Raw genomic sequence first — 25,242 nt, forward strand, 5'->3', positions numbered from 1 at the left:
AGCTTGGGCTGCGGTCGTCAATCACTAGGGCGTTGCGCATCCTCAGAAGGCATGACGCGCCTCTCCCCCGCAATGCGCGCCAACGTCAACGTGCCAGCAGGATGTCGAACAGCTGCGTCCCGCCCGCGCCTCCCAGTGGCACCAGCAGGGCCTTCAGCAAGGGCTGCTCCAGGAAGGGCGCGAAGGCGCCGGACCGCATCGCCTCCACCTCGCTGATCAGGCGATCCAACGGCCCGGCCAGCACGACCAGTTCGGCGTCGCCACTGCCGGCCAGCCAGCGTCGGTCAGCCTTCATCGTGTTCAGCGCTTGGCTGCGGGCCCGCTCGGCGGCCTGCTTGACCCACAGCGCCAAGCCCACCAGCACGACCACGTAGAAGCAGACGACGCCGGCAATGGGCGGCGTCAGCGACCAGTTGTCGAACAAGCGGCTGCGTGCCACGACGATGACGGCCAGCACCGCAAACGGCCAGATCACGAGCCGCGCCACGGGCTGGCTCAGGCGGGCGATGAGCTGGAGGTCGACCCAGGGGTCGAGCAGGCTGTGCAGGCGCTCGGCCGCGGCACTTTCCCGGTCCCCGGGCCGCGCGCTCAGCTTGCGCTTCCACAGGTCGTCATGCGCGCTGCCCAGCCCGGCCGCGAAGCGCGCCAACGTCTCGTCCGGGTAGTAGCTGCGGCCGGCGTTGAGGCGGCGGATGAAGCACAGCAGCAACAGCGTCGCGTCCACGACCACGACGATGAGCAGCGGCAACAGCAGCAGCAGCACATAGAGCGTGGCCTTGACCATCTGCCGATGCTCCTCGCCGCGCACCGGCACCTCCGGGATCTGGCCTTCGCTGAGGCCGATGAAGAACAGCAGGCCCAGGCCGATCGTCCACAGGAAGCAGAAGAAGATGCGCACCGCCCGCACGCGCGGATGGCCGCGCTCGGCGTACTGCTTCCACAGCTTCATGGCGTCGCAGCTCGCCGCCCTGGCGATGGGCCAGGCCAGCGTGCTGTACTGGTCACGCCAGTGCCTGAACAGCGCCCGCGGGCTGAACCCTTTCAGCAAGCTCGGTTCGGGCTCGGGCTGGCCCAGCCAGCGGCAGTCCTTGCGGCGGGCGCACAGCACGCCGATCCAGGCCTGGTCCAGCGCCAGCAGCGTGCCGACCAGGGCCAGCAGGTGCAGCAGATGCGAGGGCCAGGCGCTGACACCCTGGAACCAGGCCACGGGCTCGCATTCGCGGCAGGGGCCGGCAGCACCGCCCTGCGGCCAGGCCAGCACCAGCCAGATGGCCCCCAGCAGCGCCAGCACCGACAGGTGCAGCGGATCCAGCGCCGCGCCGCCGCCCCGGCGCGCGCCGGCGGGCCCACCCGCCGCCACCAGCGCCGGCAGCACGGCCAGCACCGCGGCCAGCCCGCCCAGGCAACCGAGCAGCAGCATGCGCACGAAGCTGACCTGCTGGGGCCGCGCGAACTCGATCAGATTGGCCAGCACGAAGGCCGCGACGCTCATCTGCAGCGTCGTCAGCACCAGGGCGCTGATGTCGATCTCCGCCCCGTAGCGCTGCGTGTCCTCGTAGCGCAGCAGCTCGCGCACACGCCGCATCGAGCGCGTGGACGGCCAGGCCAGCAACGCGATCAGCGTCAGCAGCCCGGTCCCGACGGCCACGACGACATTGATGACACCGCGCCCGGTCGGCTGGCCTTCCGCGGCATAGCCGCTCAGGGCCACGGCGCGGCTGCGCCCGATCTCGTAGACCGAGGGTGCGTTCAGCACCTCCTTCATGGCGGCGTATTCGCCGTCGCGGCAGCCGTCGTCGCGGCAGCTCGCCTGGCGCGCGGCCAGGTAGCTGGACGACTGGTAGGCGTCGCGCAGCGGCGGCGTGCCGGCGCGCAGGTCCACGTCGTTCGCCGCCTCAGCGGCATGGAAGGTCAGCGGCAGGCTGCTGGCCACGACAAGATTGCGCGAGAAGTCCTGCACCTTGGGATGCAGGAAGCGCGCATCGATGTCGGTTGTGAAAAAGACCTTGTCCGAGAACTCCTCGTGCAGGGCCTGCAGCACCAGCAGCTTGTCATGCACGTCGGTGGCGAAGATGCCGATGGCGCCGATCGCGTCGGCGCCCGGTTCGGCCTGGCTGTCGCGCAGCGCCTGGCTGGTGCGGCGCAGATAGTCCAGCTGGTTGCGGTTCTCCGGCCACTCGATGTTGCGCGGATCCTCTGCAGGCGTCGGCTTGCCGGCCTGCGCCTCGGCCGCGCCACGCTGGGTCGCGCCGTCCAGGCCGCGCAGGAAGTACTCGACCTCGAACTTCAGGTGCTTCTCATCGGACAGCCGCCGCTTCAGCTCTTCCACCAGGGTCTGGGCGTAGAGGCTGTCGCGCTCGGCGAAGACGACGATGCGGCGCTTGGCATCCTTGGACAGGCGCATCTGCAGCTCGGTCACGAGGCGCTTGATCAGCTCGTTGTCCGTGCCGATGGTCCTCACGAGACGGGTGGGCTTCTCGGCGGGGCTGGCGGCCAGGCGGCGGAAACGGTCGGCCACGAAGTTCTCCAGCTTCTGCTCGTGCAGTTCCTCCAGCATGTAGTGCGCTGCCGTCGAGCCGGTGCTGTAGAAGCTGGCCCGGGCCAGCGTCTCGTAGCCCGCCTTGGTCTCGGGGTCCAACGGCGCGATCGTCTTGGTGCCACAGACGGCCGGATCGGCCGTCGCGCTGGCGGCCTTCTCCGACACCAGGCTGCGATCCGCGGCGCAGCGCAGGTCCCGGATCGCCCGGCGCAGCGCATCGGTCGATGACGGGCCGAGCACCGCCACGGCGGGCGACCTGGCGCTGCCCTGATCACCGGTGAGCCGCCGGGCCAGGCGCGCGAAGGCATCGAGCCTGGGCTCGGGCAGCTCGTTCTCGTCCACCCAGATCAGCGCCACCTGCCGATAGTTCAGCTTGCCCGTCGCCGGGGCGTCCGGCCGCGCCCGGCCGATGACCCGCTGGGCCAGCAGCTCATAGGGCATCACGTGTTCGCTCTTGTCGAGCCCCCGCAGGGCCAGCACCCGCATGCCCTCGGCGTTGTCCGGCACATAGCCCTTGGCCATCAGACCGGCCAGGACGGCGTAGCGGGTGCGGCGGCGCACCTCCTCGGCGCCGACGAAATCCGCACCGGGCAGCAGCGCGAAGAGCAGCAGCACATCCGACCGATCGCCATCGTGATCGGCGTCGAGCCGCTGCAGCAGGTCGTCGGGACTGCGGCCGGTGATCTCTGCCTCCACGCGGCAACTGCTCAGCGCGCCGGCCGTCTGCTGCTTGCCGCAACGCGACAGCCTTTCGGTTTCGCTGCGCTTCAATGCACTGAGCGGGTCCTCCCACAACCGGGCACTGAGCTCGCCTGCGGGCACGACGATGCGGCCGGCCGGCTCCTTCTCGGCCGGGCGCAGCGAGTCATAGGCATGCGGCACCAGCTGCGTGCTGCCGACGAAAGCCGCCAGCACGGCGGCGCCGGCCCAGGCGAAAGCACCCAGGCCGCCAGACTTGGAATCGGCCATGTTGGCCTCCCTGTTTGACGAGTGCGAACACACTCGTCGATGGGAGGGACCGGCTCAACGCAAGTTTTGATGAGCTTCCCCAAGCCTGGGGAAGCCCTCCCCCCGGACTACTGCATCGTGGCCGAGCCGCTGGACGGATGGCTGCGATCGTCGAACAGCGCCCCCACGTCCACGGCATCGAAGCGGTAGTGGCGGCCGCAGAAGTCGCAGCCGATCTCGACGTCACCGCGCTCCGCCAGCACGCCGTCGACCTCGTCGCGGCCCAGGCCCTTGAGCATCTGCCCGACACGTTCGCGCGAGCAGGTGCACGCGAAGCGCGGCGCCTGGGGCTCGAAGCGGGTCATCGTCTCCTCCCAGAACAGGCGGCGCAGGATGGTGTCGGCGTCCAGGGTCAGCAGCTCCTCCGAGGTCAGCGTGCCGGCCAGGATGGAGATGCGGTTGAAGGCGTCGGACAAGCCGATGTCGTCTTCATTGCGCTTGCCTTCCAGATTGCCCTCGCCCTCGACGGGCAGGCGCTGGATCAGCAGGCCGGCGGCAATCTCGCCATTGGCGGCCAGCACCAGGCGGGTGTCGAGCTGCTCGGATTGCAGCATGTAGTGCTCCAGCACCTCGCTGACCTTCTGCAGCGGCTCGCGCAGGTCGCCGTGCAGGGGCACGACGCCCTGGTAGGGCTGCTGGCCGGGAAACTTGTCCTTGGGGTCCAGTGTGATGGCGCAGCGGCCCTGGCCGTGCAGATTGACCATGGCCTCCAGCGTCGCACCGGGCTCGACGGCGCCGACGCATTTGGCCGTGGAGCGGAAGGACAGGTCGGGCTGCACCTCGGACACGGCCAGCTTGACAGGGCCGTCGCCAAAGACCTGCAGTACCAGGGCGCCATTGAACTTGATGTTGGCCTGCATCAGCACGGCCGCGGCACTCATCTCGCCGAGCAGGTTGCGCAACTCGGGCGGGTATTCCTGGCCGGGCTCGCGCCGCGACAGCAGCTCCTGCCAGCCCTCGGTCAGGCGCACCAGCATGCCGCGCACGGGCAGGCCTTCGAACAGGAATTTGTGCAGTTCACTCATCGGTCTTCTTCAGTCCCGCACGGTAGCGGCGGGCGTTTTCCACGTAATGGGCCGCGCTGGCGCGCAGGCCTTCGATCTGGGCGGGCTCCAGCGGCCGCGCCACCTTGGCCGGGCTGCCGATGATCAGCGAGCCGTCCGGGAACTCCTTGCCCTCGGTGACCAGAGCCCCGGCGCCGACCACACAGTTGCGGCCGATACGGGCGCCATTCAAGACCACCGCGCCAATCCCGATCAGGGAGTTGTCGCCCACCGTGCAGCCGTGCAGCATGACCTGGTGGCCCACGGTCACACCCTCGCCGATGACGAGGGGGAAGCCATGGTCGGCATGCAGGACCGAGCCGTCCTGGATGTTGCTGCCGCGACCGATGTGCAGGGTCGAGCTGTCGCCGCGCAGCACGGCCTTGAACCAGACGCTGGTATCGGCCTCCAGCGTCACCCGGCCGATGACGTCGGCACTGCCGGCCACCCAGGCACTGTCGTCGACGTCAGGCTGCCACTCGCCCAGCTGATAGATGGCCATTGCATGTACTCCCGCACGCTGCGGCCGCCGCGGCGCGCAAAACCTCGATTTTAGAAGCGGGGCTGCTGCTAGGCTGGCTCGCATGCCGGTAAGCCGTCTCAGAAGACGCTGTCTGTCCGCGCTGGGCCTGCTGCCGGCCCTGGGCGGGGCTGCGCCTGGGGCCGCGCCGGTGATCCGCCATGCCCTGGTGCAGCTGCCGGACGGCGTGCCCAACTACGAGCTCGCCGTGCTGCGCCTGCTGCTGGAGCGCACCCAGGCCAGCCATGGCCCCTACCGCCTCGAAGTGGCCCCGCCGATGACGCAGAGCCGCGCCTTCCTGCAGCTGGCGGCCGGCGACCTCGACCTCACCACCTCGGTCACGACGACCGAGCACGAAGCCCAGGCCCTGGCCGTGCGCACCTGCCTCTACCGCGGCCTCATCGGCATCCGCCTGCCCATCGCGCTGGCGCGCCGCCGCGCCGAGCTGCAGCGCGTCGCGACGCTGGAGCAGGCCCGCCAGCTGCGCCTGGCCCAGGTCGAGAGCTGGCCCGACACCCAGATCCTGAAGGCCAATGGCTGGCCGGTGCAGGCCATCGCCCGGCGCTCCAGCTTCCCCGCCCTGCTCGAGCGCGAGCGCATCGACCTGTTCGCCCTGGGCGCCATCGAGGTCTATCCCTTCGTCGATGCCCTGCCGGGCCTGTGCGTGCTGGATGGCTGGCTGATCGCCTACCCGGCGCCGCTGTATTTCTTCGTCAGTCCCGGCCAGCCCGAGCTGGCCGCGCGCCTGCGCAAGGGCTGGGAGCTGGTGCTGGCCGATGGCAGCTTTACCGCCCTGTTCGAGCAATGGGCAGGCCCGCAGCTGCAGCGCGCCGCGCTGAACGACAGGCGCTGGCTGAAGCTGCACAACCCCGACCTGCCGACCGACACGCCGCTGCAGGACGACAGGCTCTGGCATCCGCTGGTGGCTGCCCGGCTCAGAGGCTAGCGCCCGGGATAATCCGGGCATGGAAGTCCGTGCGCGCGCCTTGCAGATCCTCGCCCTCACCGACCCGCTGGCCAAGGCGGCGGCCGCGAGGGCGCTGGACGAACGCGCGCCCCTTGATCCCCACGCCGAGCTGGCCGAGCCCCCAGGCATCCCTGGCCGCCCGGCCCGCCCACAGCTGGTCGAGCACATCCGGCTCAAGCCGCCCTCCATGCGCATGCCGGCCGGCGTCGCCGCCCTGGTGCATTCCATCGCCCACATCGAGTTCAACGCCATCAACCTGGCCCTGGACGTCTGCTGGCGCTTTGCCGGCATGCCGGCTGCCTTCTACCGCGACTGGCTGCGCATCGCCGCCGAGGAGGCCCTGCACTTCACGCTGCTGCGCGAGCATCTCGTGACCCTGGGCTTCGACTATGGCGACTTCGACGCCCACAACGCGCTGTGGGACATGGCCGAGCGCACCCGCCACGACCTGCTGGCCCGCATTGCCCTGGTGCCGCGCACGCTGGAGGCCCGCGGCCTGGACGCCTCGCCGGCCGTCAAGCGCAAGCTCGTCGGCGCCGGGGACCACCGCGCCGGCGAGATCCTGGACCTCATCCTGCGCGACGAGATCGGCCATGTGGCCGCCGGCAACCGCTGGTTCCGCTTTCTGTGCGAGCAGCGCGGCCTGGAGCCGGTGGCGACCTATGCCGAGCTGGCCGAGCGCTACCAGGCGCCCAAACTGCGCGCCCCCTTCAACCTGGAAGCCCGCCGCGCGGCTGGCTTTGACGAGGCGGAACTGGCGGCCCTGGGCTAGCGGCACATCGCGGGCAGGAAGCGGGGCGCAATGGCGCCCGCCTCGCAACGCCATGCCGACGAGCCGGTCCTGCCGGCTTGGTACTGCAGCACGATGTCTTTCCCGCGCACCGCGACGGGCAGGCTTTCATTCAGCACGAGCCGCAGACGACCATCGCCGTTCCATTCCACGCTCTGCAGGGATTTGGGCAGGGTGCCCGTATTCACCGAGGGCGGCCACGCACCGCTTGCCTGGTGCTTGTCCTCCAGGTCGGCCGCAATCACCTGAGCAAAGCCCAGGACCGCCGCCACATGGGCCTTGGCCGTGTAATCCTGGTAGGCCGGGATGGCGATCGCGGCCAGGATGCCAATCACCGGAATGCAAGCAATTGCCACCACCGCGACGATGAATCCGGCGGAGGCCGGCTTCTGCACCGCGCCGGGCACATCGGGTCGATAGGAGTTGCCGACCACGCGAGAAGGCATCACCAGCATGACGAGGACCGCCAGGCCCGCCAGCGGGATGATGCTGAGCAGCTGCCACCAGCCCGAATAGCCCGCGTCATGCAGCCGCCGGGCTGCCGCCGCCCATTGCGGAATCAGGTTGGCCAGAATGAACAGCCCGCAGAGCGCTTCGAACTTGGCTAGCGACAGCAGCACCATCACGACGATGTTCACCAGGGAAAAAGTCCAGTACTCCGAACGAGTCGCAAACCCCTGGAAGTCAAAGGCGCGCCACCACCCTTGCAGATACAGATTCATTCTTTCCTCCCTTGTTTATGGAATGAATTCAAGGCGCGGCATCGTCCGGATTCACATCACGCGCTGCCATCGGGCGGAACCCTTGCGCGCACTCGCGGGGACAATGTCGCCTCCAGCTCGCCCCGGCTTCCAGCAGGCGGCTCGCGGTTGGCTTGCTCAGTCCTTCCCATTCGATGACCCGTTTCCAGGCCAATCTGCTGCTCACCCTCGTCGCCCTGATCTGGGGCTCGGCCTTCGTCGCCCAGAACCAGGGCATGGCCGACGTCGGCCCCCTGCTCTTCACCGGCGTGCGCTTCCTGATCGGCGCTGCCGTGGTCTTGCCGCTGGCCGTGCTGGAGTGGCGCCGCCTCGGCCGTGCAGGCCGCCCCCTGTCCCGGCTCGACGGTTGGCATATCGCCGGCCTGGGCGGCCTGATGACGCTGGGCGCCGTCATGCAGCAGGTCGGCATCCAGTTCACCAGCGTGACCAACGCCGGCTTCCTGACCGCCGTCTATGTGCCCCTGGTGCCCGTGCTGGCCTGGCTGCTGCTCGGCCAGATCGCGCACTGGTCGGTCTGGCCGGCGGCGGCGGGCTGCCTGGTGGGCGCCTTCCTGCTGTCGGGCGCCCATCAGCTGAACATCGGCCTGGGCGACCTCTGGGTGGCCGGCTCGGCCATCCCCTGGGCCCTGCATGTGCTGATGGTGGGCCGCTGGGCCGACCGCATGGGCGCGCCCTTCCTCGTCGCCTGCGGCCAGTTCGCCATCTGCGGCCTGCTGTCTTTGCTTGCGGCCTTCGTCATGGAGCCTGTGCATGGGGCCGGCATCGTGGCCGCGGCCTGGCCCATCGCCTACACCGGCGTCCTGTCGGTGGGCGTCGCCTTCACGGCCCAGGTCGTCGCCCAGCGCTATGCCCAGGCGGCGGACGCGGCCATCATCCTGTCGTCCGAGACCTTGTTCGCCGCGGCCTGCGGCTACCTGCTGCTGGGCGAGCGCCTCAACACCGCCGGCCTGATCGGTTGCGGCCTGATGCTCGCCTGCATCCTGCTCGTGCAGCTGATGCCTCTGGTGGGAACCCTGAGGCGGCGCCAGATTCTGACCACTCCGTCAAATTGACTCTAGACTTTGGGGTCCTGTGTCGAGGAGCCCCGCATGAGCGCAGACGTTTCCAGGCTTGACGCCTACTGGATGCCCTTCACCGCCAACCGGCAGTTCAAGCAGGCGCCGCGCCTGCTGACGAAGGCCGACGGCATGTACTTCCGCGACGACAAGGACCGCGAGATCCTCGACGGCATCGCCGGCCTGTGGTGCGTCAACGCCGGCCACAACCGCCAGAAGATCGTCCAGGCCATCCAGGATCAGGCCGCGGAGCTGGACTTCGCGCCGCCCTTCCAGATGGGCCATCCCAAGGCCTTCGAGCTGGCCGAGCGCCTCGCGCAGCTGACCCCGGCGGGGCTGAACCGCATCTTCTTCACCAACTCCGGCTCCGAGTCCGTCGAGACCGCGTTGAAGATGGCCATCGCCTACCACCGCGTGCGCGGCGAAGGCGCACGAACCCGCCTCATCGGCCGCGAGCGCGGCTATCACGGCGTCAATTTCGGCGGCATCTCGGTGGGCGGGATGGTGGCCAACCGCAAGATGTTCGGCAGCCTGCTGGCCGGCGTCGACCACATCCGCCACACCCATGACCCGGCGCGCAACGCCTTCTCGGTGGGCATCCCCCAGCATGGCGCCGAGTTCGCCGACGACCTCGAGCGCCTGGTCGCCCTGCACGACGCGTCGACCATCGCCGCCGTCATCGTCGAGCCCGTGGCCGGCTCCACCGGCGTGCTGATTCCGCCCCAAGGCTATCTGCAGCGCCTGCGGGACATCTGTGACAAGCACGGCATCCTGCTGATCTTCGACGAGGTCATCACCGGCTTCGGCCGCACCGGCAGCCCCTTCGGCGCCCAAACCTTCGGCGTCACGCCCGACCTGATGACGGTGGCCAAGGGCATCACCAACGGCTGCGTGCCGATGGGCGCCGTCTTCGCCCAGCAGAAGATCCACGACGCCTTCATGACCGGGCCCGAGCACCTGATCGAGTTCTTCCACGGCTACACCTACTCGGCCCACCCGCTGGCCTGCGCGGCCGGCATCGCCACGCTGGACACCTATGCCGATGACGATCTGCTGACCCGCGCCGCGCGCATGCAGGACGAATTTGCCAAGGCCCTGCACTCGCTGCGCGAGGAGCCCAATGTCATCGACGTGCGCAATATCGGCCTGGTCGGCGGCATCGAGTTGAAGTCGCTCGATGGCCAACCGGCCAAGCGCGCCTTCAACGTCTTCCTGGATTGTTGGGACAAGGGCCTGCTGATCCGCACCACGGGCGACACCATCGCCCTGTCGCCGCCGCTGATCATCGAGAGCAGCCACATCGAACGCATCATCGACACGCTGCGCGGCGCCCTCAGAAGGGCGGCCTGAGCGCCTGCACTAGACTGCGCCGCCCGCAGCGGTGCGATGCCGCTGCCTAAGGATTCGTTGATGAAGTTGATCGCCCGCTGCGCCGCCGCCGCAGCAGCCTCCCTGCTGCTGGCCCTGCCGGCCCTCGCCCAGACGCTGACCTATCTCGGCCAGCAGATCGTGCCGACGAGCGCAACCTTCCGTGGCGTGCCGGTCGGCGGCCTGTCCAGCATCGACTATGTGCCCGCCACGGGCCACTACCTGGCCATCTGCGATGACCGCAGCGACCGCGCGCCGGCGCGCTACTACGAGCTGAGCCTGGACCTGTCCAAGTTCCGCCGCAGCGCCGCGCCCGGTGACGCGGGCGTGACCTGGGTCAACATGACCACCATCCTCGACCTCGACGGCCAGCCCTTCGGCCGCAACCAGGTCGACCCCGAGAGCCTGCGCCTGGATGCCAAGCGCAACCTGATCTACTGGGCCAACGAGGGCCAGCGCGTCTCCAACGCGATGCAGAACCCGACCGTCAGGCGCATGAGCCTTGAGGGCAAGCCGGCCGGCGAGTTCCCCGTGCCGGGCTACTACAACCCCTCGGGCAGCGCCAGCGGCATCGCGCCCGGCGACATGGGCATCTACAACAACCTGGCCTTCGAGAGCATCGCCATCACGCCCGACGGCAAGACGCTGTGGACCATGAGCGAGAACGGCCTGGCCCAGGACAGCCTGCCCACGGCGGTGGGCCGCGGCAGCCGCGCCCGCATGCTGTCCTTCGACCTGGACAGCGGCAAGGCCGGCGCTGAATACATCTACGACGTCGGCCCCGTGCCCTTCCCGCCGGCCCGCCAGGGTGATTTCGCGACCAATGGCGTGCCAGACATGCTGGCCCTGTCGGCCCATGAGTTCATCGTCATCGAGCGCGCCTTTGCCGTCGGCGCCCAGACGCCCGGCGTGGCCGCCCTCACCAAGCAGCCCACCAGCAACACCATCAAGCTCTACCTGATCGACACCCGCGGCGCGACCGACGTCTCGGGCTGGCCCAGCATCAAGGGCCGCGAGGTCGTGCCGGTCAAGCGCGCCATGCTGCTGGACCTGTCCTCGCTGAAGAACGACGACGGCAGCGTGCTGGCCCTGGACAACATCGAAGGCATCAGCTTTGGCCCGATGTTCAACGGCAAGCGCACGCTGATCCTGGTTTCCGACAACAACTTCAACCCGGCCCAGTTCACGCAGTTCATTGCTTTCACGGTTGAATGAGCCCCTCGCCTGGTCTCGCCACGCTGGACGCGGGCGCGCCCAGTCGGTCTTGCAGACCGCGCTGCGGCCAATGCCGCAGCCCTTCGGCAGGCACATGCCGCCCACTGGGCGCCATGTGTCCGGCCTCAGCCCCCGGGGGGACGGCGATGCTTGCGGCATCGGAGCGGCCCGGCGCTCGGCCCGCAACTTCGAACGCGGACTGAAACGCCCATGCATCCTGTTCCCTGGCGCGCCTATGCGCTGCTCGCGGCCAGCACCAGCCTGGTCGGCAGCTATGTCGGCCTGTCCAAGCTGCTGGTGATGGCCTTTCCGGTCTTCCTGCTCGCCGGCCTGCGCTTCGGCTTTGCGGCCCTGCTGATGCTGCCCTGGCTGAAGAAGCCGGCCCATGAAGCGCCACTGGATGCGCGCTCGCGCTGGCTGCTCTTCCTCGAATCCTTCCTCGGCAACTTCCTGTTCTCCATCTGCATGCTGTTCGGCCTGAGGCAGAGCTCGGCCGTCGTGGCCGGCGTCATCATGGCCGGCATCCCGGCGGCGGTGGCCCTGCTGAGCTGGGCCGTGCTGCGCGAACGCCTGGGCGGCCGCGTGCTCGCCGGCATCGCCTGCGCGGTGGGCGGCATCGCCCTGGTAGCCACGGGCAGGCAAGGCGGAGCAGAGACCACGCCCTTTGGCGCCCTGCTGCTGCTCGCCGCCGTCTTCTGCGAGGCCTGCTATGTCGTCATCGGCAAGAAGCTGACCGCCGGGCTGGGGCCCAAACGCATCAGCGCGCTGATCAACCTCTGGGGCCTGGTGCTGGTCACACCACTGGCCGCCTGGCAAGCCCTGAGCTTCGACTTCGGCGCGCCGCGCGTGCTGGACTGGGTCCTGCTGGCCTATTACGCGGCCACCGCCAGCGTCATCACCGTCTGGCTGTGGATGGCCGGCCTCAAGGGCCTGCCGGCGGCCCAGGCGGGGGTCTTCATGGTCTTCCTGCCCATCAGCACGGCGCTGATCGGCCTGCTGCTGGGCGAATCCATCTCCGCCCTGCAGGCCCTGGCCTATGGCCTGGCCTTATTGGGTGTGCTGCTGGCGACATGGCCGGCCCGGGCTGGCACTCGGTAGGATGCCGGGATGTCGTCCCTGGAAGCCGATCTCGCCCGCTGGCGCGAGCACCTGAACCGTTTCGCCGCCCTGCTGGGCAACCCGCCCGACCGCAGCGCCCGTCCCGCGCCCGAGGCCGCCCCGGGCCATTGCCTGGTCTTCGCCCCCCACCCCGACGATGAATGCATCGTCGGCGCCCTGCCGCTGCGCCTGCAGCAGGAGGCCGGCTGGCGCATCAGCAATGTCGCCGTAACCCTGGGCAGCAACCCGGAGCGCCGCGAGTCGCGCTGGGCCGAGCTGGTCGACGCCTGCGGCGTGCTGGGCTTCGACTGCATCCGCGTCGGCGCGGACGGCCTGTCCGATGTACGTGCCGACACGGCCGAACGCGAGCCTGAGCTGTGGGCTGCCCATGTGGGCGCCATCGCCGCCCTGCTCACCCAGCACCGCCCAGCCCTCGTGCTGGCGCCGCATGCGCTGGACGACAACCCCAGCCACCGCGGCGTCTACCGCCTCGTCGCCGAGGCGATTGCCACGGCGCGGCTGGACACGGTGCTGGCCCATACCGAGTTCTGGTCCACCCAGGCGGAGCCCAACGCCCTGGTGCAGACCAATATCGCCGACACGGCGCGCCTCATCGCCGCCCTGGAGCGCCATGCCGGCGAGATCGAGCGCAACCCCTACCACCTGCGCCTGCCGGCCTTCCTGGCCGACGCCGTGCGCCGCGGCGGCGAGCTGGTGCTGGGCGCCGGCGAGGAAGCACCCGACTTCGCCTTCGCCACCCTCTACCGCCTCGTCGCCTACCGCGATGGGCAGCCGGCGGGCGACCTGCCGCGGCATGTCTACCCGGCCGACCAGGCCCTCTCTTCCGCCCTGCTCAAGTCATGACTCAACCGACCCCTTTGCCGACTCATTTGCGCGTCCACCAGTTCGCTGGCCTGCAGACCGGCCCGCGCCTGCTCGTCACCGGCGCCGTGCACGGCAACGAGATCCACGGCACGAAAGCCATGGCCGAGATCATTCGCCAGCTCGACGCCGGCGAGCTGGCGCTGCTGCGCGGCACCCTGACCCTGGTGCCCATCGTCAACCCGCTGGCCCACCAGCTGAATCGCCGTGAGGGCGACCGCAACCTCAACCGCAACCTGCGCCCGCCCGTCATAGCCCATGACTTCGAGGACCGCATCGCGCGCGTGCTCTGCCCGCTGATCGCCCAGCATGACGGCATCCTCGACCTGCACAGCTTCCAGGGCAACGGCCCAGCCTTCGCCATGATCGGCCCGCGCAACAACACCGGCGAGCTCGAGCCCTTCTCGCAGGAGGCCACCGAATCGGCCCTGGCCGCACGCCTGGGCGTGAGCCGCATCGTCGAAGGCTGGCTGTCCACCTATGCGCTGGGCCTGCAGCGCCGCCAGCAGCGCGAGCACGACGGCTCGCGCCGCGCCTCCCTGATCAGCGACCCGCACTACGGCGTCGGCACCACCGAATACATGCGCTCCACCGGCGGCTGGGCCATCACGCTGGAATGCGGCCAGCACCTGGACCCGAACGGCCCGGAGGTGGCGCGGCTGGCCATCCTGCGCACCCTGGTCTTCCTCGGCATGCTCGATGAATCCGCCGTCGAACCCCATCGCCCCACGCAGCCTCCCGAGCTGCTGCAGCTCTACGACGTCATCGACCGCGAGGACATAGGCGACGGCTTCGAGCGCGAATGGGCCAGCTTCGATGCCATCGAGAAGGGCCAGAAGATCGGCACCCGCGCCAGCGGCGAGGCGGTGATCGCGCCGAGCGAGGGGCGCATCGTCTTCCCCAACGTGAAGTCCCAGCCGGGGACGGAATGGTTCTATCTGGCGCGGCCCAGCGACCGCAAGCTCGGTTGAACCCGCTGGGCGAACCCCGCCACCGCAACCGCCTGCTGTATGCCGTGCTGGTGCTGGCGGTCATCGCCGCCGGCCTGGCCTCGCGCCGCTATCCGGGGCTGCTGCCGGCGCCGCTCGGCAAATACCCCGGCGATGCGCTGTGGGCGCTGATGGTCATGCTGCTTTACGGACTCGCCCGGCCGCGCTGGACCATCGCCCGCACGGCTGCCGCAGCTTTGGCGACTTCATTCGCCGTCGAGTTCAGCCAGCTCTACCAGGCAGACTGGATCAATGCGATCCGGCACACCACGCTGGGGCATCTGGTACTGGGTTCGGGCTTTCATGCCCTGGATCTGCTGGCCTATGGCGTCGGCGTGGCCATGGGCGCGGCGGCTGAACTGCTGATGCTGCGCCGCGCTAGTACTGCCCGATGAACTGGAAGTGCAGCTCGGGAGCTTGCGCGAAGTCCGCCGCCCTGAGCTTGGCCTTGACGTCGGTGGCGATCGAGGCCAGCTGCTCGGCGGATTGCTTCAGATGCTGGTCATGCTCGATGCCCAGCCAGGCTACGCGCCGGCCGACGTAGAGGAAATAGTCCTCGCCGTCGGTCATGCGGCCGGTGAAGGTCTCGAGGCCGGCACGCCTGGCTTTCTGGCACCGGGGATCGGTGTCTGCACCGCAGGCGTCCAGCTCGTCCTCGTCATCGGGGTCGAGCTCGAACTTGATGCCGTAGAAGGCGATGAAGGAATCCGCTCCCATGCGCTGCCTTTCATGCTCCGAACAGAGTCAGGGTGCGAGTTTGTCCTGGGTCCGGGTCTCGAAATCGCTGGCCTCGTGCCGCTCATGCAACTGAGTGTTAGGTTCGCCCCAGGTGCGGTTGACCATGCGGCCACGCTGCACCGCCGGGCGCGCGGCGATCTCGTCAGCCCAGCGGATCACGTGGCCGTACTCGTGCACCGACAGGAACTCGCCCGCGCCATAAAGCTGGCCCTTGACCAGGGCGCCATACCAGGGCCAGGTGGCCATGTCGGCGAGGCTGTACTGCTCGCCCGCCAGATAGCGGCGCCCGGCCAGCAGGCGGTTCAGCACGTCGAGCTGTCGCTTGACCTCCATCGCATAGCGGTCGATGGGGTATTCCTGCTTGGTCGGCGCATAGGCATAGAAATGGCCGAAGCCGCCGCCCAGGAAAGGCGCACTGCCCATCTGCCAGAACAGCCAGCTCAAGGCCTCGGCACGAGCCGGGCCCAGGGGCATGTAGGCCCCACCGAACTTCTCCGACAGATACATCAGGATGGCGGCCGACTCGAAGACCCGCACCGGCTCGGGTCCGCTGCGGTCCACCAGGGCCGGGATCTTGGAATTGGGATTGGCCTGCACAAAGCCGCTGCCGAACTGATCGCCCTGGTTGATGCGGATCAGCCAGGCGTCGTACTCCGCGCCCGCATGGCCCAGGGCCAGCAGCTCCTCCAGCAGGATCGTGACCTTGACGCCATTGGGCGTACCCAGGGAGTAAAGCTGCAGCGGATGGCGGCCCACCGGCAGGGCCTTGTCGTGCGTCGGACCGGCCACCGGGCGGTTGATGCTGGCGAACTGCCCGCCGTTGTCCTTGTTCCAGGTCCAGACCTTGGGCGGGGCGTAAGAGGTGGCGTCGGTCATGCGGGTTCCAGATGGCGAGGCCGCCACGGTAACCACGCCGGCTTGCACCCGTGGGTCGTATGGACTTCAGCCGGACAAGGCCAGCGAAAAGGCCTGCTTGCCGTTGCGCTTGACGTGGTACAGCGCCTCGTCGGCCGCGCGCACCAGGGCGTGGGGGTCGGTGCCATGCTCGGGCAGGCTGGCGATGCCGATGCTGACGCCCACCCTGACCTCCTCACCCGTGGACAGGCGTATGGGCAGGGACAGCCCGTCGATCAGGGCGCGCATGACCTGGATCAGCACCGCATCGCCGGGGCCGACATCGCGCAGCGCGATGAGGAATTCGTCGCCACCCAGGCGCGCGACGAGGTCGGACGAACGCCGCACGGCGACGCGCATGCGCTCGGCGCAGGCCACCAGCACCTCGTCGCCGCTCTGGTGGCCATGGCTGTCGTTGATCTGCTTGAAACCGTCCAGGTCGATGCAGGCCACGCTCAGCGAGGCGCCGCGCGAGGCGGCTTCGGCAACCAAGCGCTCCAGCATCGCCTGGCCGGCGGCGCGGTTCTTCAGTTGGGTCAGGGCATCGTGTTCGGCGCGGTGGCGCACCTCGTTCTCGTCGCTCTTGCGCTCGGTGATGTCGTAGATGACGCCTTCAACCGTCTGGCCATCGGCGCGCTGCACCGAGATCAGGCAGTGCACCCAACGCCTCTCATCGCCCTGCTGGACCAGCTCCAGATCGGCCGAGACGGTCTCGCCGCGGCGTGTCGCGTCGTCGATCATCTGCCTGACCTGCTCGGGCCGGTTGAAGACGCGGGCGATGAAATCCTCCTCACTGAGGTTGCGCAGATCGCCCATGCTGAGGCCGACGACACGCGACACCGTCGGGTTGCCATTGATGAGGCGGCCGCTCTCGTTGAGCACGAAGATGCCGGCGCTGCTGGAGTCGAAGATCTGGCGGTACTGCGCCTCCATGGACTCGACCTCGGCGCGCAGCTTGCGTTCCACCTTGAGCTGGCGCTCGTTGCTGTCCAGCAGTTCGTTGGCGCCGGCGATCAGCACGCCGATCTCGTCGCGCGCATGGCTGTGGGGTGTATCCAGCCGCTCGCCCGAGCCGGGTGTCATGCGGCGCAACGCGCTGGCCAGCCGCACGATGGGGCTGGACACCATGCGTGCCGCCACCAGGTAAAGGACGAAAGCCAGCAACGCCGCCTGGCCCGCCATGGCAGCCGCCAGCGTGTAGGCCTCGCGGTCGGCGTCGGCCCTCACCTTGGCATCGTTCAGGTGGATGCGCAACTGGCCCAGGGCTTCCTTGGCGTCGAAGGGCGACATCAGCGGGCGTGTCAGCAAGGCGGCGCCCTGGTGTTCGACGGCGCCGGGGCGCACCACCTTCACCAGCGCGCTGCCGTCGGCCGCCACGACGGCCACCACGTCTACCAGCTCATTGCGCACCAGGCCTCCCGCGACCTCCTGCAGCAGCACCGCGTCGCGGGCATAGGCGCCGATGGCCAGCGTCTTCTCGACGGCCGTGGCCAGCGACTCCACGCTGCTGCGGCCGCTGGCCAGGGCTCGCGCCTGGCTGAGCTGGTAGGCGACAGTGGCCACGACGAGGGCCAGCAGCGTGGCGCTGGCAAACACCACCAGCATGAAACGCAGCTGCAGGCTGTTCGCGCCGCGGACGCGAGTCGCTGCGGTAGGCGTCATGGGCTGCCGGCTTCCCTGATCACCAGCACCGAGCGCAGGCCCGGCTCGGTCGGCTCGCGGCTGAGCCAGCCCAGGGCGCCGGGGTTGCGGCGCAGCATGCCCGCCATGGCCGCCTCGTCTGCCAAAGCCTGCGGCGGCGCGCTCTGGCCGGAGAACATCAGCCGCGACCAGTAGCTGTTCACCTGGGCCACACTCATGCCCGTCAGGGCCTGGTAGAAGGCCGCGCGGCGCGGGTTGTCGCGCGGCAGGTCGAAGATCAGCGCGAAATCGCCGTTGGCAAAGGCGCGGGTGCGCCCCATGAAGAGGTCGACGGCCTCTTTCTGCGTCAGGCTGCGCTGGGGATTGTTGGCGTGCACGACGATGTAGAAATCGGCGTGCGCCGGCAAGGCGCTGGCGAGCAGCGCCAGAGCGCCGAGCTTGCTGAGGAGGCTGCGCAAGGCCATGGCTTCAGAAGATGAAGTCCACGACGGCGGTCGCGATGGTGGCGTGCGAAGGCGCACCGTCGGCACCGGTCCAAAGGCCCGAGCCGCTGTTGCTGATGCGCACGCGGTCCCACTGCAGCTTCAGCGCGGCCTGGGGGTGGAAGTCCCAGCGCGTGCCGATAGCCCAGCCTGATTGCTGGAACCGCGAGGCGTTCAAGGAAGCCGTCACGGCACTGCCCAGACCTTGTGCCTGGGCCGCGCCGACGGGGCCGATCACAGGCGTCAGCGTGGCCTGCCACGCCGGCAGCGGCAGTACGCCCTGCGCGTCGCGGACAAGGCCATAGCCGATGTAAGGCGTCCAGTCGCCCACGCGCCGGCCCAGCGTCGCATAGGCGGAAGTCAGCACGATCAGGGGATCGGCCGAGATGCGCAGGATCTCGGCGCTCCATTGCCAGTCCGCCAGTTCGTGACGCAGGCCCAGCTCCCAGAACGTCCCCGAACCGTTGTCAGCGCCCAGGCGACGGCGCAATGACAGCGCCTGCTCGGCCACCGACGGGATGGGCAGGCCGCCCAGCTGGGCCAGGCCATCGAGGGCGGGCTGGGTGTCGGTGTGGTCGATGGCAATGCGCGTGTGGGCATAGCTGACGCGCAGCAACAGCCCGCCCTCCTCGCGCGACAGCATGCCGCCGACCACCGAGCGCACACGGCTGGCCTTGGCACTCTCGAAGTCGCCGATGCGTGCCGAGCCGAACATCAGCTTGGCCCGCCACTGGGCGTCGCCCTGCTGCCAGCTGCGCGCCACGTCCGCGCCATCCAGCGTCGTCGGCAACATGGCATAGAACTCCACGGGCGGTCGCGCCGTCATGAAGCCATAGCCCACGTTGCGATAGTCCGCCATCAGGAAGACATCGAGATTCACCCGGCCCGCGCGCAGGGTCCAGGCGGCATCGGGCCGGTAGCTGGCGTAGGCCCATTCCACCGCGTCGCTGCCGATGGCGTACCGGGCCCGCTTCTTGGCGATGACCTGGGCGACGAGCTCGAAGCGGCTGCCCAGGCTGTAGTTCATCTGCACGCCCAGGCGCGTGTCGACATCGGCACGCCAGCTGTCGTCGCTGCCGCCCTGGGTGAGCTCGCGGCGATAGCCCCAGCCGGCCGGCGCATCCACATGGCTCAAGCCCAGGCTGCCGAAGCCATTGAACCTGAGGCCCGCCCCACCGGACGGCTTGTCGGCCTCCTGGGCCTGGACGCTGGTCATCGCGGCAAGGGGGATGAGGCCTGCAAGCAGGCCACGTTTCCAGCGGCTGAATCGGTCTGGAGTCTGGGCGGGCATGGCGCAACGGGTACTGCAAAGCCATTATTAGCCTCGCGCCCCGCCGCGCAACACCTGTCGCCGCAATCAATTGCAACCCCATCACGCTTGGGTCAAGCTTGCAAACCCGGGGGCATTGGCGACCCGCGAAAATGCCGGCCATGCGTATCGACTTCATCTCCGACATCGTCTGCCCCTGGTGCGCCATCGGCCTGTATTCGCTGGAAGCGGCGGCGGCCCGCATCCCCGGGCTGGAACTGGACCTGCACTTCCACCCCTTCGAGCTCAATGCAGGCATGGGCCCCGAGGGCCAGGACATCGAGGAGCACCTGGCCCAGAAATACGGCGCCAGCCCGGCCCAGCTGGCCGGCACCCGCCAGGCCATCCGCGAGCGTGGGCAGGCCCTGGGCTTTGACTTCCGCATGGAGGCGCGCAGCCGCATCTACAACACCCGCGACGCCCATCGCCTGCTGCACTGGGCCGACGAGGCCTTTGGCGGCGCGGTGCAGCGCGTGCTCAAGGTCACCCTGCTGAAGGCCTATTTCACCGAAGGCCGCAATGTGTCCGATCGCGCCGTGCTGCTGGAACTGGCCGTCGCCGCCGGCTTGCCCGAGGCGGGCGCGAAGGCCGTGCTGGACAGCAAGCAATACGACGCCGACGTGGCCGCGGCCGAGGCCGAAGTGCATGCCCAGGGCATCCACGCCGTGCCGGCCATCATCGTCAACCAGCGCCACCTGATCCAGGGCGGCCAGTCGGTCGAAGTCTTCGAGAGGCTGTTGCGCCAGGTCATGGACGAGCCGCGCCTGGCCTGAACGGCGCGATGCCCCCTCCGCAGGGGGTATGCGGGCCCCCGGTCACAGGCCTAGGCTGGCTTGCGTCTCAGGGAGTCCGAATGAAAGCCTTTGCCCTCGTCGCCAGCCTCGGCCTGCTGGGGGCCGTCCCGGCCATGGCGGCCACCCCCAGCGTGGCCAACGTCTTCAACCTGCGGGTCAACAACAGCGCCAACAGCGGCAACCGGGCGACCGGCGACATCATCGTCTGGGGAGCCAACGACGTGGCGCCCCCCGCCGGCGCCCCAGGCGCCTACGTCTACGGCGTCTCGGGCACCTGTCCGCTGGGCCGGACCTGCGACAGCTTCGCGACCGACCCGGACTGGGTGCGTCAGATCCTCTTCGAGCGCGACATGACTGCGCTGCCTCACCAGTACTTCGCCTCGCGCCCCTACGATGCGTCGCTGACCGGCTCCTGGCGCATCTACCTGTCGACCGACCCCGGTTTCGGCAGCAGCACGGTGCTGCAGACCCCCGCGCTGGGCGTCGTCGGCGCCATGCCCTTCGTCACCTCGATGACGGTCAGCAGCTCCGGCCTCACGCCCAGCGTCACCTGGAGCCTGCCCAGCTCGTCCACCAGCATCGACCAGATGCGGGTGCGCGTGTTCGACAACAGTCATCCCACCACGGTCGAGCCACGCTACGGCACGGCCAACAGCTTCGAGCAGGCTAACCAGATCTTCCAGAGCGCGGCGCTGGGCGGCACCAGCTTCACCCTGCCCGCCGGCTTGCTGAGCTACGGCACCCACTATTCCATCGCCGTCGACCTCAACCACCTGCGCGCCGATGGCAGCACCTCGTCGCGCTCCGCCTCGTATTTCGACTTCACGCCCGTCGACCCGGCCACCCTGCCCGCCGGCGTCAGCAACATCGCCCTGCCGACGGTCACACCGGTGCCGACGACTTCAGGGCTGCTGGCGGGGCCGGTCTACAACTTCCACGTCGACAACGTCTCGGCCAACAGCGTCACCTTCATCGACCCGGTTGTGGCGACGGGCTTCAGCTACCGCACCGGAGCCGGCGACCCGAACTTCAGGACCGTGCAGATCGCCAGCAACGTCGGCGACGGGCTGTACGAAGTCTGGGCCTGGAACGGCAGCGGCTGGCTGGAGGTCGCCAGCAACCTGGCGGCCGGCACCAGCTTCGATTTCGTGGCCCACGGCTACACGGCTGGCGTGGACCGTTTCCAGATCCGCGGCATCGAGGTTTCGGCCGGCGTCAACGCCTTCGACCTGACAGCCTTCGTCACCGGACTCAGCTTCATGAACGACGGCAGCTTCACCGGCACCATGCAGGCCATCACGACCGCCGTGCCCGAACCCGCGACTTCCTTGCTGTGGCTGGCCGGTGCCGGCGCCCTGCTGGCAGGGGGCCGCCGCCGGACCTGAGACAATAGGCCTTCAGTTCCCGAAGCCCGCCGCTGGCGGGCTTCTTGTTTCTCCAGCGCCCATGTTCAAGAACCTGATCACCTACCGCATCGGCGAAGGCTGGCAGACCGACGCCAAGCAGCTCGCCGAACAGCTCGCCAAGGAACCCTTCCTCGCCTGCGCCCCCACCCAGCCCCTGGCCGTCGGCTGGGCGCCGCCGCGCGGCATCGAGCACGCCCCTCTCGTCGAGGTCGTCGACGGCCACTGGCTCGTCAAGCTCAAGCGCGAGCAGCGCCTGCTGCCCTCCTCCGTCGTGCAGGAACGCATCGACGAACTGGCAGAGCACATCGAGGCCACCACGGGCCGCAAGCCCGGCAAGAAGGCCAAGAAGGATCTGAAGGAGCAGGCCACGCACGAGCTGCTGCCGCGCGCCTTCACCAAGACCTCGGCCACCCAGGTCTGGATCGCGCCCCAGGCCGGCCTGCTCTTCGTCGACGCCGGCTCCAGCAGCCGCGCCGACGAGGTCGTCACGCTGCTGATCCAGGCCAGCCCGGGCCTGAGCCTGCAGCTGGTGCAGACCGCCGAGAGCCCCGCCGCCTGCATGGCCGACTGGCTGCTGGACGGCGTGACGCCCGAAGGCTTCCAGATCGAGCGCGAATGCGAGCTCAAGGGCAGCGACGAGCAGAAGCCCGTCGTGCGCTATGCCCGCCACCCGCTGGACATCGAGGAGGTGCGCGCCCATCTGACCAGCGGCAAGATGCCGACCCGCCTGGCCCTGAGCTGGAACGAGCGCGTCGCCTTCACGCTGACCGAGGGCTTCACGATCAAGAAGATCAGCTTCCTGGACCTGGCCTTCGAGGGCCGGCCCGAGGCCAGCGGCGACGAGGCCTTCGATGCCGACCTGGCCCTGGCCACCGGCGAGCTGGGCCGGCTGATCCCGGCGCTGATCGAGGGCCTGGGCGGCGAGCATGACTTCGCGGCCGCGGGCACCGCGCCGGCGCCAGCCACCTTGTCGACAGAGCCGCTCGCCGAGGAAGCCGCCCCCTGGTGAGGCTTCAAAAGCCCAGCTTGAAGGTCACGCGCACGGTGCGCGGCTCGGCGGGATGGACGTGCCGGTCGGCGACCGGCGCGGCCTCGGCGGGCAGCCGGGACTCGTAGAAGTATTCGATGTCGTTGACCCTGCGGTTGCCGAGGTTGAAGACATCGACGGTCACATCGCTGCCCGCCCATAGCCTGCGGCTGACGCGCAGATTGGTCGTCAGCGACGAGCGCGAGCGCACGCCGTTGTCCTCGATCAGCGCGCCTGAGCCGAGGTAGCGCCATTGCAGGCTGGCCGACCAGGGGCCGAGCTCGCGCAGCGTGACGGCGATGGAGGCGACCTTGTCGACAGCGTTCGGAATGCGATCACCGTCGGCAAAGCGTGCATGCGTCCAGGCCAGGTCGGCGTCAATGAGCAGCCACGGGGCAGGCATATAGCGGTTGTTCCACTCCACGCCACGGCGCTTGCTGGGGCGGTTGGCTTCGGTGGCACCGGCGTCGCCAACGTAGACGAGCTCGGAGTCGAAATCCAACTTCCAGACCGCCAGCGAAGACTGCAGGCCCGGCACCCATTCGGTCCGCGCCCCCAGCTCCAGGCCGCGCGCCGCCACCAGTCCGGACACCTTGTCGACGGCGCCGCCGCTCTTGGGGTCAACCGTCGCCGTCGTGCCGCGCGCGTCATTGCTGTGAAAGCCACGGCCGGCGTTGAAGAAGAACTCGGTCTTGGCCCAGGGGCCGGCAATCAGCGACAGCTTGGGCGAGAGCAGATGGGCCGAGGCGCTGCCGGAATTGGCCGCATTGCTGAGGCTGTCGACCCTGAAGCGCGCCTGATCGGCGCGCAGGCCGACGACGCTGCGCAGCCAGGGCGTCAGCTCGACCGAGGTCTGGCCGTAGACGCCAAGCTGGGTCTCACGCACCTCGTCGTCGCGCGTCGTCGCGGTGATGCGGCGTTCGACGGTGTCGTAGAGGCCGACGCGGATGCGGTCGTGACGCAGTTGCACCCCGATCTCGCTGCGGGCCGGCAGCTCGCCCAGTTTGTGGTCCACGGCATGGCTGGCGTTGAAGCCGTAGACGCCGCGCTTGTCCTGCTGCGAAAACTGGTCGCCGTCCGGGCGCTCAAGCGCATAGGTGAAGTTGGAGAACAGCTTGAGCCGGTAGTCCATCGCATAGGCCGCGACGCGCGTCGTGCCGGCTTCACCGTCGCGATGCCATTCGCCGGACAGGCTGCTGCGCTGTGTCGCGCCGCCGTCGCTCTTGTCGATGGCATCGAAGCGCCCAATGCTGCCCGTATTGATGAGGCGCTCGGGCACCTGGTCGGTCGAGTTCCACTTCGCTTCATAGCCCATCAGGCTGGCGCTCCAGCCCTCGACCGCCGTGCCGCCTGACAGCGTCAGCACGCCATTGCTCTTGCGCAGCCGCTCGGGCAGCTTCCAGGGACCGTCGTTGTGCTGCACCTCGACGGCGCCGAGCAGCTTCAGACCGCCGCGCAGGGCCGTCGAGCCCGCGCCGACGAAACGTTGGAACTGGCGCTGGCCCAGCGTCAGCGCTGCGAAGCTCTCGTCCAGCGTGTTGCGGTAGGCAATGTCGGCCGAGCCGGCGGCAGCGAAGTCGCCGTTCTTCGCAAAATAAGGGCCTTTGCGGTATTCGATGCGATCGACCAGTTCGGGAATGAGGAAGTTCAGGTCCGAATAGCCCTGCCCATGCCCATGGGTGGGCATATTGACCGGCAGGCCGTTGACCGTGGTCGCGAAGTCGGTGCCGTGGTCGAGATTGAAGCCGCGCAGGAAGTACTGGTTGGCTTTGCCGCCGCCCGAATGCTGGGTGACGATGACGCCGGGTACGAACTCCAGCACCTCGCCCGGCCGCAGCGCGGGGCGGCTCTTCAGCAGCTCGGCGCGTATGGTCCCCTGCGAGGCAGCGTCGGCGCTGCCGATGGCGTTGTCGTAGTGGCGGCCGCTGATCTCGACCTTCTCGAGCACGGCGGTGGCAACGATGACTGGCGCCTCGGCCTGGGCATGGGCGGTGGCGGTGACGAGCAGGCTGGCGGCGGCCAGCAGCGTCGGGCGATGCTTGGGCATGGAGTTCTCGGCAAGCGCGGGAGCACACCGCACGTCGGCTCGCGACGGGCGGAAGTCGGGAGAGGTCGGAGCGGCGCAGGACGCGCCGGGCGCGCTCAGCCGCGCGGCGGCGTCAATGGCGGCGCGATGACGCGGTCACGCCAGTCGAGATCGGCCAGGCTGGGATGGTCACTCGCGCCACCCAGGGCCATCATGGCCAGGCCAGTGGGCAGCCAGGCCAGGAAGGCGGTCACGCCGCCTTGCAGGGAATCATCGGCCGCATCGCCGACCTCGAGCACATCGGCGGTGTCGGCCGAGTGCTGGTGGAAGACGCCGCCATGCTCGTGCATGCCGGCCGCCGACCCCTTGCTGGCGAACCCGCCAAGCTTGTGCCCTTGCAGCCGCGGGTCCTGGGCCGCATGCAGATGGTCCAGCAGGGCCCGCAGCGGCTCAGCCAGGCCGGACAGCACGGACTCACGGGCCGCACCGGTGTGCACATGCCGATGCCCCTGAAGCCCCGCCACCAACTGCACCACACCCTGCAGCGGCAGCACGACGAGCAGCAGCGCCAGGACGGCGGCGCGCGAGCTGTGCAGCAGCGATGACAGGAAGACGGGCACGGGCGTGATGATGCGAGGAAGGGGCGGCCAGCAAGCCAAGCTGAGCATCTTCGGTCGCGGACATGGCCCG

The 25,242-nt window shown here is 69.1% G+C and carries 23 protein-coding genes; 12 read left to right on the forward strand and 11 right to left on the reverse strand.

The annotated features are described in order from the left end of the window. Positions 1-85: 85 nt before the first annotated feature. The 3 genes from J2X20_RS23705 to J2X20_RS23715 all read right to left on the reverse strand — a co-directional run bounded on the left by J2X20_RS23705 (position 86) and on the right by J2X20_RS23715 (position 5,092). On the reverse strand, positions 86-3,508 hold the full coding sequence (locus J2X20_RS23705; RefSeq protein WP_310270561.1) for a hypothetical protein: 3,423 nt from the start codon (positions 3,506-3,508) through the stop codon (positions 86-88). A 107-nt stretch (positions 3,509-3,615) separates the two neighbouring features. Then, positions 3,616-4,572, reverse strand: coding sequence for an Hsp33 family molecular chaperone HslO (hslO, locus tag J2X20_RS23710; RefSeq protein ID WP_310270564.1), 957 nt, complete (start codon positions 4,570-4,572; stop codon positions 3,616-3,618). Further along, positions 4,565-5,092, reverse strand: a complete 528-nt coding sequence (locus tag J2X20_RS23715) for a gamma carbonic anhydrase family protein (protein WP_310270567.1) — start codon at positions 5,090-5,092, stop codon at positions 4,565-4,567. The genes hslO and J2X20_RS23715 overlap by 8 nt, the downstream gene beginning before the upstream one ends. Positions 5,093-5,174: 82 nt before the next feature. On the opposite strand from J2X20_RS23715, the gene J2X20_RS23720 reads away from it, so the two are divergent. Together J2X20_RS23720 and J2X20_RS23725 are read left to right on the forward strand one after the other, a co-directional pair. Then, positions 5,175-6,056, forward strand: coding sequence for a hypothetical protein (locus J2X20_RS23720; RefSeq protein WP_310270569.1), 882 nt, complete (start codon positions 5,175-5,177; stop codon positions 6,054-6,056). A gap of 19 nt (positions 6,057-6,075) precedes the next feature. After that, a complete protein-coding gene (locus J2X20_RS23725) occupies positions 6,076-6,849 on the forward strand; it encodes a ferritin-like domain-containing protein (protein ID WP_310270572.1) in 774 nt (257 codons plus the stop codon). Here J2X20_RS23725 and J2X20_RS23730 read toward each other — a convergent pair. After that, entirely contained in the window at positions 6,846-7,589 is a 744-nt protein-coding gene (locus J2X20_RS23730; protein ID WP_310270575.1) for a DUF805 domain-containing protein, read from the reverse strand. The two genes, J2X20_RS23725 and J2X20_RS23730, sit on opposite strands and share 4 nt — an antisense overlap. A 173-nt stretch (positions 7,590-7,762) precedes the next feature. Between J2X20_RS23730 and J2X20_RS23735 the strand changes: the two genes are divergently transcribed. The 7 genes from J2X20_RS23735 (at position 7,763) to J2X20_RS23765 (ending at position 14,630) form a co-directional block, all read left to right on the forward strand. Beyond that, the gene (locus J2X20_RS23735; protein WP_310270579.1) at positions 7,763-8,680 is read left to right on the forward strand and encodes a DMT family transporter; all 918 of its coding nucleotides are present in this window, start codon (positions 7,763-7,765) and stop codon (positions 8,678-8,680) included. Between the two features lie 36 nt (positions 8,681-8,716). Next, complete coding sequence (gene aptA, locus J2X20_RS23740) at positions 8,717-10,033, forward strand: omega-aminotransferase AptA (RefSeq protein ID WP_310270583.1); 1,317 nt, start codon at positions 8,717-8,719, stop codon at positions 10,031-10,033. Between the two features lie 60 nt (positions 10,034-10,093). Next, positions 10,094-11,266, forward strand: a complete 1,173-nt coding sequence (locus J2X20_RS23745) for an esterase-like activity of phytase family protein (protein WP_310270585.1) — start codon at positions 10,094-10,096, stop codon at positions 11,264-11,266. A gap of 210 nt (positions 11,267-11,476) precedes the next feature. Further along, complete coding sequence (locus J2X20_RS23750; protein WP_310270588.1) at positions 11,477-12,364, forward strand: DMT family transporter; 888 nt, start codon at positions 11,477-11,479, stop codon at positions 12,362-12,364. A gap of 9 nt (positions 12,365-12,373) precedes the next feature. Then, the gene (locus tag J2X20_RS23755) at positions 12,374-13,228 is read left to right on the forward strand and encodes a PIG-L deacetylase family protein (RefSeq protein ID WP_310270591.1); all 855 of its coding nucleotides are present in this window, start codon (positions 12,374-12,376) and stop codon (positions 13,226-13,228) included. Further along, complete coding sequence (locus J2X20_RS23760; protein ID WP_310270593.1) at positions 13,225-14,217, forward strand: succinylglutamate desuccinylase/aspartoacylase family protein; 993 nt, start codon at positions 13,225-13,227, stop codon at positions 14,215-14,217. Before J2X20_RS23755 ends, J2X20_RS23760 begins: the two co-directional genes overlap by 4 nt. Then, a complete protein-coding gene (locus tag J2X20_RS23765; protein WP_310270596.1) occupies positions 14,214-14,630 on the forward strand; it encodes a ribosomal maturation YjgA family protein in 417 nt (138 codons plus the stop codon). The genes J2X20_RS23760 and J2X20_RS23765 overlap by 4 nt, the downstream gene beginning before the upstream one ends. Here the strand turns inward: J2X20_RS23765 and J2X20_RS23770 are convergent. From J2X20_RS23770 to J2X20_RS23790, 5 genes are all read right to left on the reverse strand, one after another. Then, entirely contained in the window at positions 14,614-14,952 is a 339-nt protein-coding gene (locus J2X20_RS23770) for a hypothetical protein (protein WP_310270599.1), read from the reverse strand. The two genes, J2X20_RS23765 and J2X20_RS23770, sit on opposite strands and share 17 nt — an antisense overlap. Positions 14,953-14,979: 27 nt before the next feature. Further along, entirely contained in the window at positions 14,980-15,849 is an 870-nt protein-coding gene (gene yghU / locus J2X20_RS23775) for a glutathione-dependent disulfide-bond oxidoreductase (RefSeq protein WP_310270602.1), read from the reverse strand. 66 nt (positions 15,850-15,915) lie between these two features. Continuing rightward, positions 15,916-17,529: a sensor domain-containing diguanylate cyclase gene (locus tag J2X20_RS23780; protein WP_310270605.1), complete on the reverse strand. Its 1,614-nt coding sequence runs from the start codon at positions 17,527-17,529 to the stop codon at positions 15,916-15,918. Further along, positions 17,526-17,972, reverse strand: a complete 447-nt coding sequence (locus tag J2X20_RS23785; RefSeq protein WP_310270607.1) for a hypothetical protein — start codon at positions 17,970-17,972, stop codon at positions 17,526-17,528. Before J2X20_RS23785 ends, J2X20_RS23780 begins: the two co-directional genes overlap by 4 nt. A 4-nt stretch (positions 17,973-17,976) precedes the next feature. Then, positions 17,977-19,206 carry a hypothetical protein gene (locus tag J2X20_RS23790; RefSeq protein ID WP_310270611.1) on the reverse strand — a complete coding sequence of 410 codons (1,230 nt, stop codon included), beginning with the start codon at positions 19,204-19,206 and terminating at the stop codon, positions 17,977-17,979. Between the two features lie 215 nt (positions 19,207-19,421). Here J2X20_RS23790 and J2X20_RS23795 point away from each other — a divergent pair, with 215 nt between their 5' ends. The 3 genes from J2X20_RS23795 (at position 19,422) to J2X20_RS23805 (ending at position 22,508) form a co-directional block, all read left to right on the forward strand. After that, the gene (locus J2X20_RS23795) at positions 19,422-20,072 is read left to right on the forward strand and encodes a DsbA family oxidoreductase (RefSeq protein ID WP_409034194.1); all 651 of its coding nucleotides are present in this window, start codon (positions 19,422-19,424) and stop codon (positions 20,070-20,072) included. Positions 20,073-20,152: 80 nt separating this feature from the next. Next, positions 20,153-21,478 carry a PEP-CTERM sorting domain-containing protein gene (locus tag J2X20_RS23800; protein WP_310270615.1) on the forward strand — a complete coding sequence of 442 codons (1,326 nt, stop codon included), beginning with the start codon at positions 20,153-20,155 and terminating at the stop codon, positions 21,476-21,478. Positions 21,479-21,539: 61 nt separating this feature from the next. Then, complete coding sequence (locus tag J2X20_RS23805; RefSeq protein WP_310270618.1) at positions 21,540-22,508, forward strand: recombination-associated protein RdgC; 969 nt, start codon at positions 21,540-21,542, stop codon at positions 22,506-22,508. Positions 22,509-22,512: 4 nt separating this feature from the next. Here J2X20_RS23805 and J2X20_RS23810 read toward each other — a convergent pair whose 3' ends face one another. Both J2X20_RS23810 and J2X20_RS23815 read right to left on the reverse strand, forming a co-directional pair. Further along, positions 22,513-24,573 (reverse strand): TonB-dependent receptor, encoded by a 2,061-nt coding sequence (locus J2X20_RS23810; protein WP_310270621.1) that lies wholly within the window; start codon positions 24,571-24,573, stop codon positions 22,513-22,515. A 95-nt stretch (positions 24,574-24,668) separates the two neighbouring features. Then, positions 24,669-25,172 carry a hypothetical protein gene (locus tag J2X20_RS23815; RefSeq protein ID WP_310270624.1) on the reverse strand — a complete coding sequence of 168 codons (504 nt, stop codon included), beginning with the start codon at positions 25,170-25,172 and terminating at the stop codon, positions 24,669-24,671. Positions 25,173-25,242: the final 70 nt, after the last annotated feature.

Source organism: Roseateles saccharophilus (assembly GCF_031458095.1).
Classification (GTDB): Bacteria; Pseudomonadota; Gammaproteobacteria; order Burkholderiales; family Burkholderiaceae_C; genus Pelomonas; species Pelomonas saccharophila_A.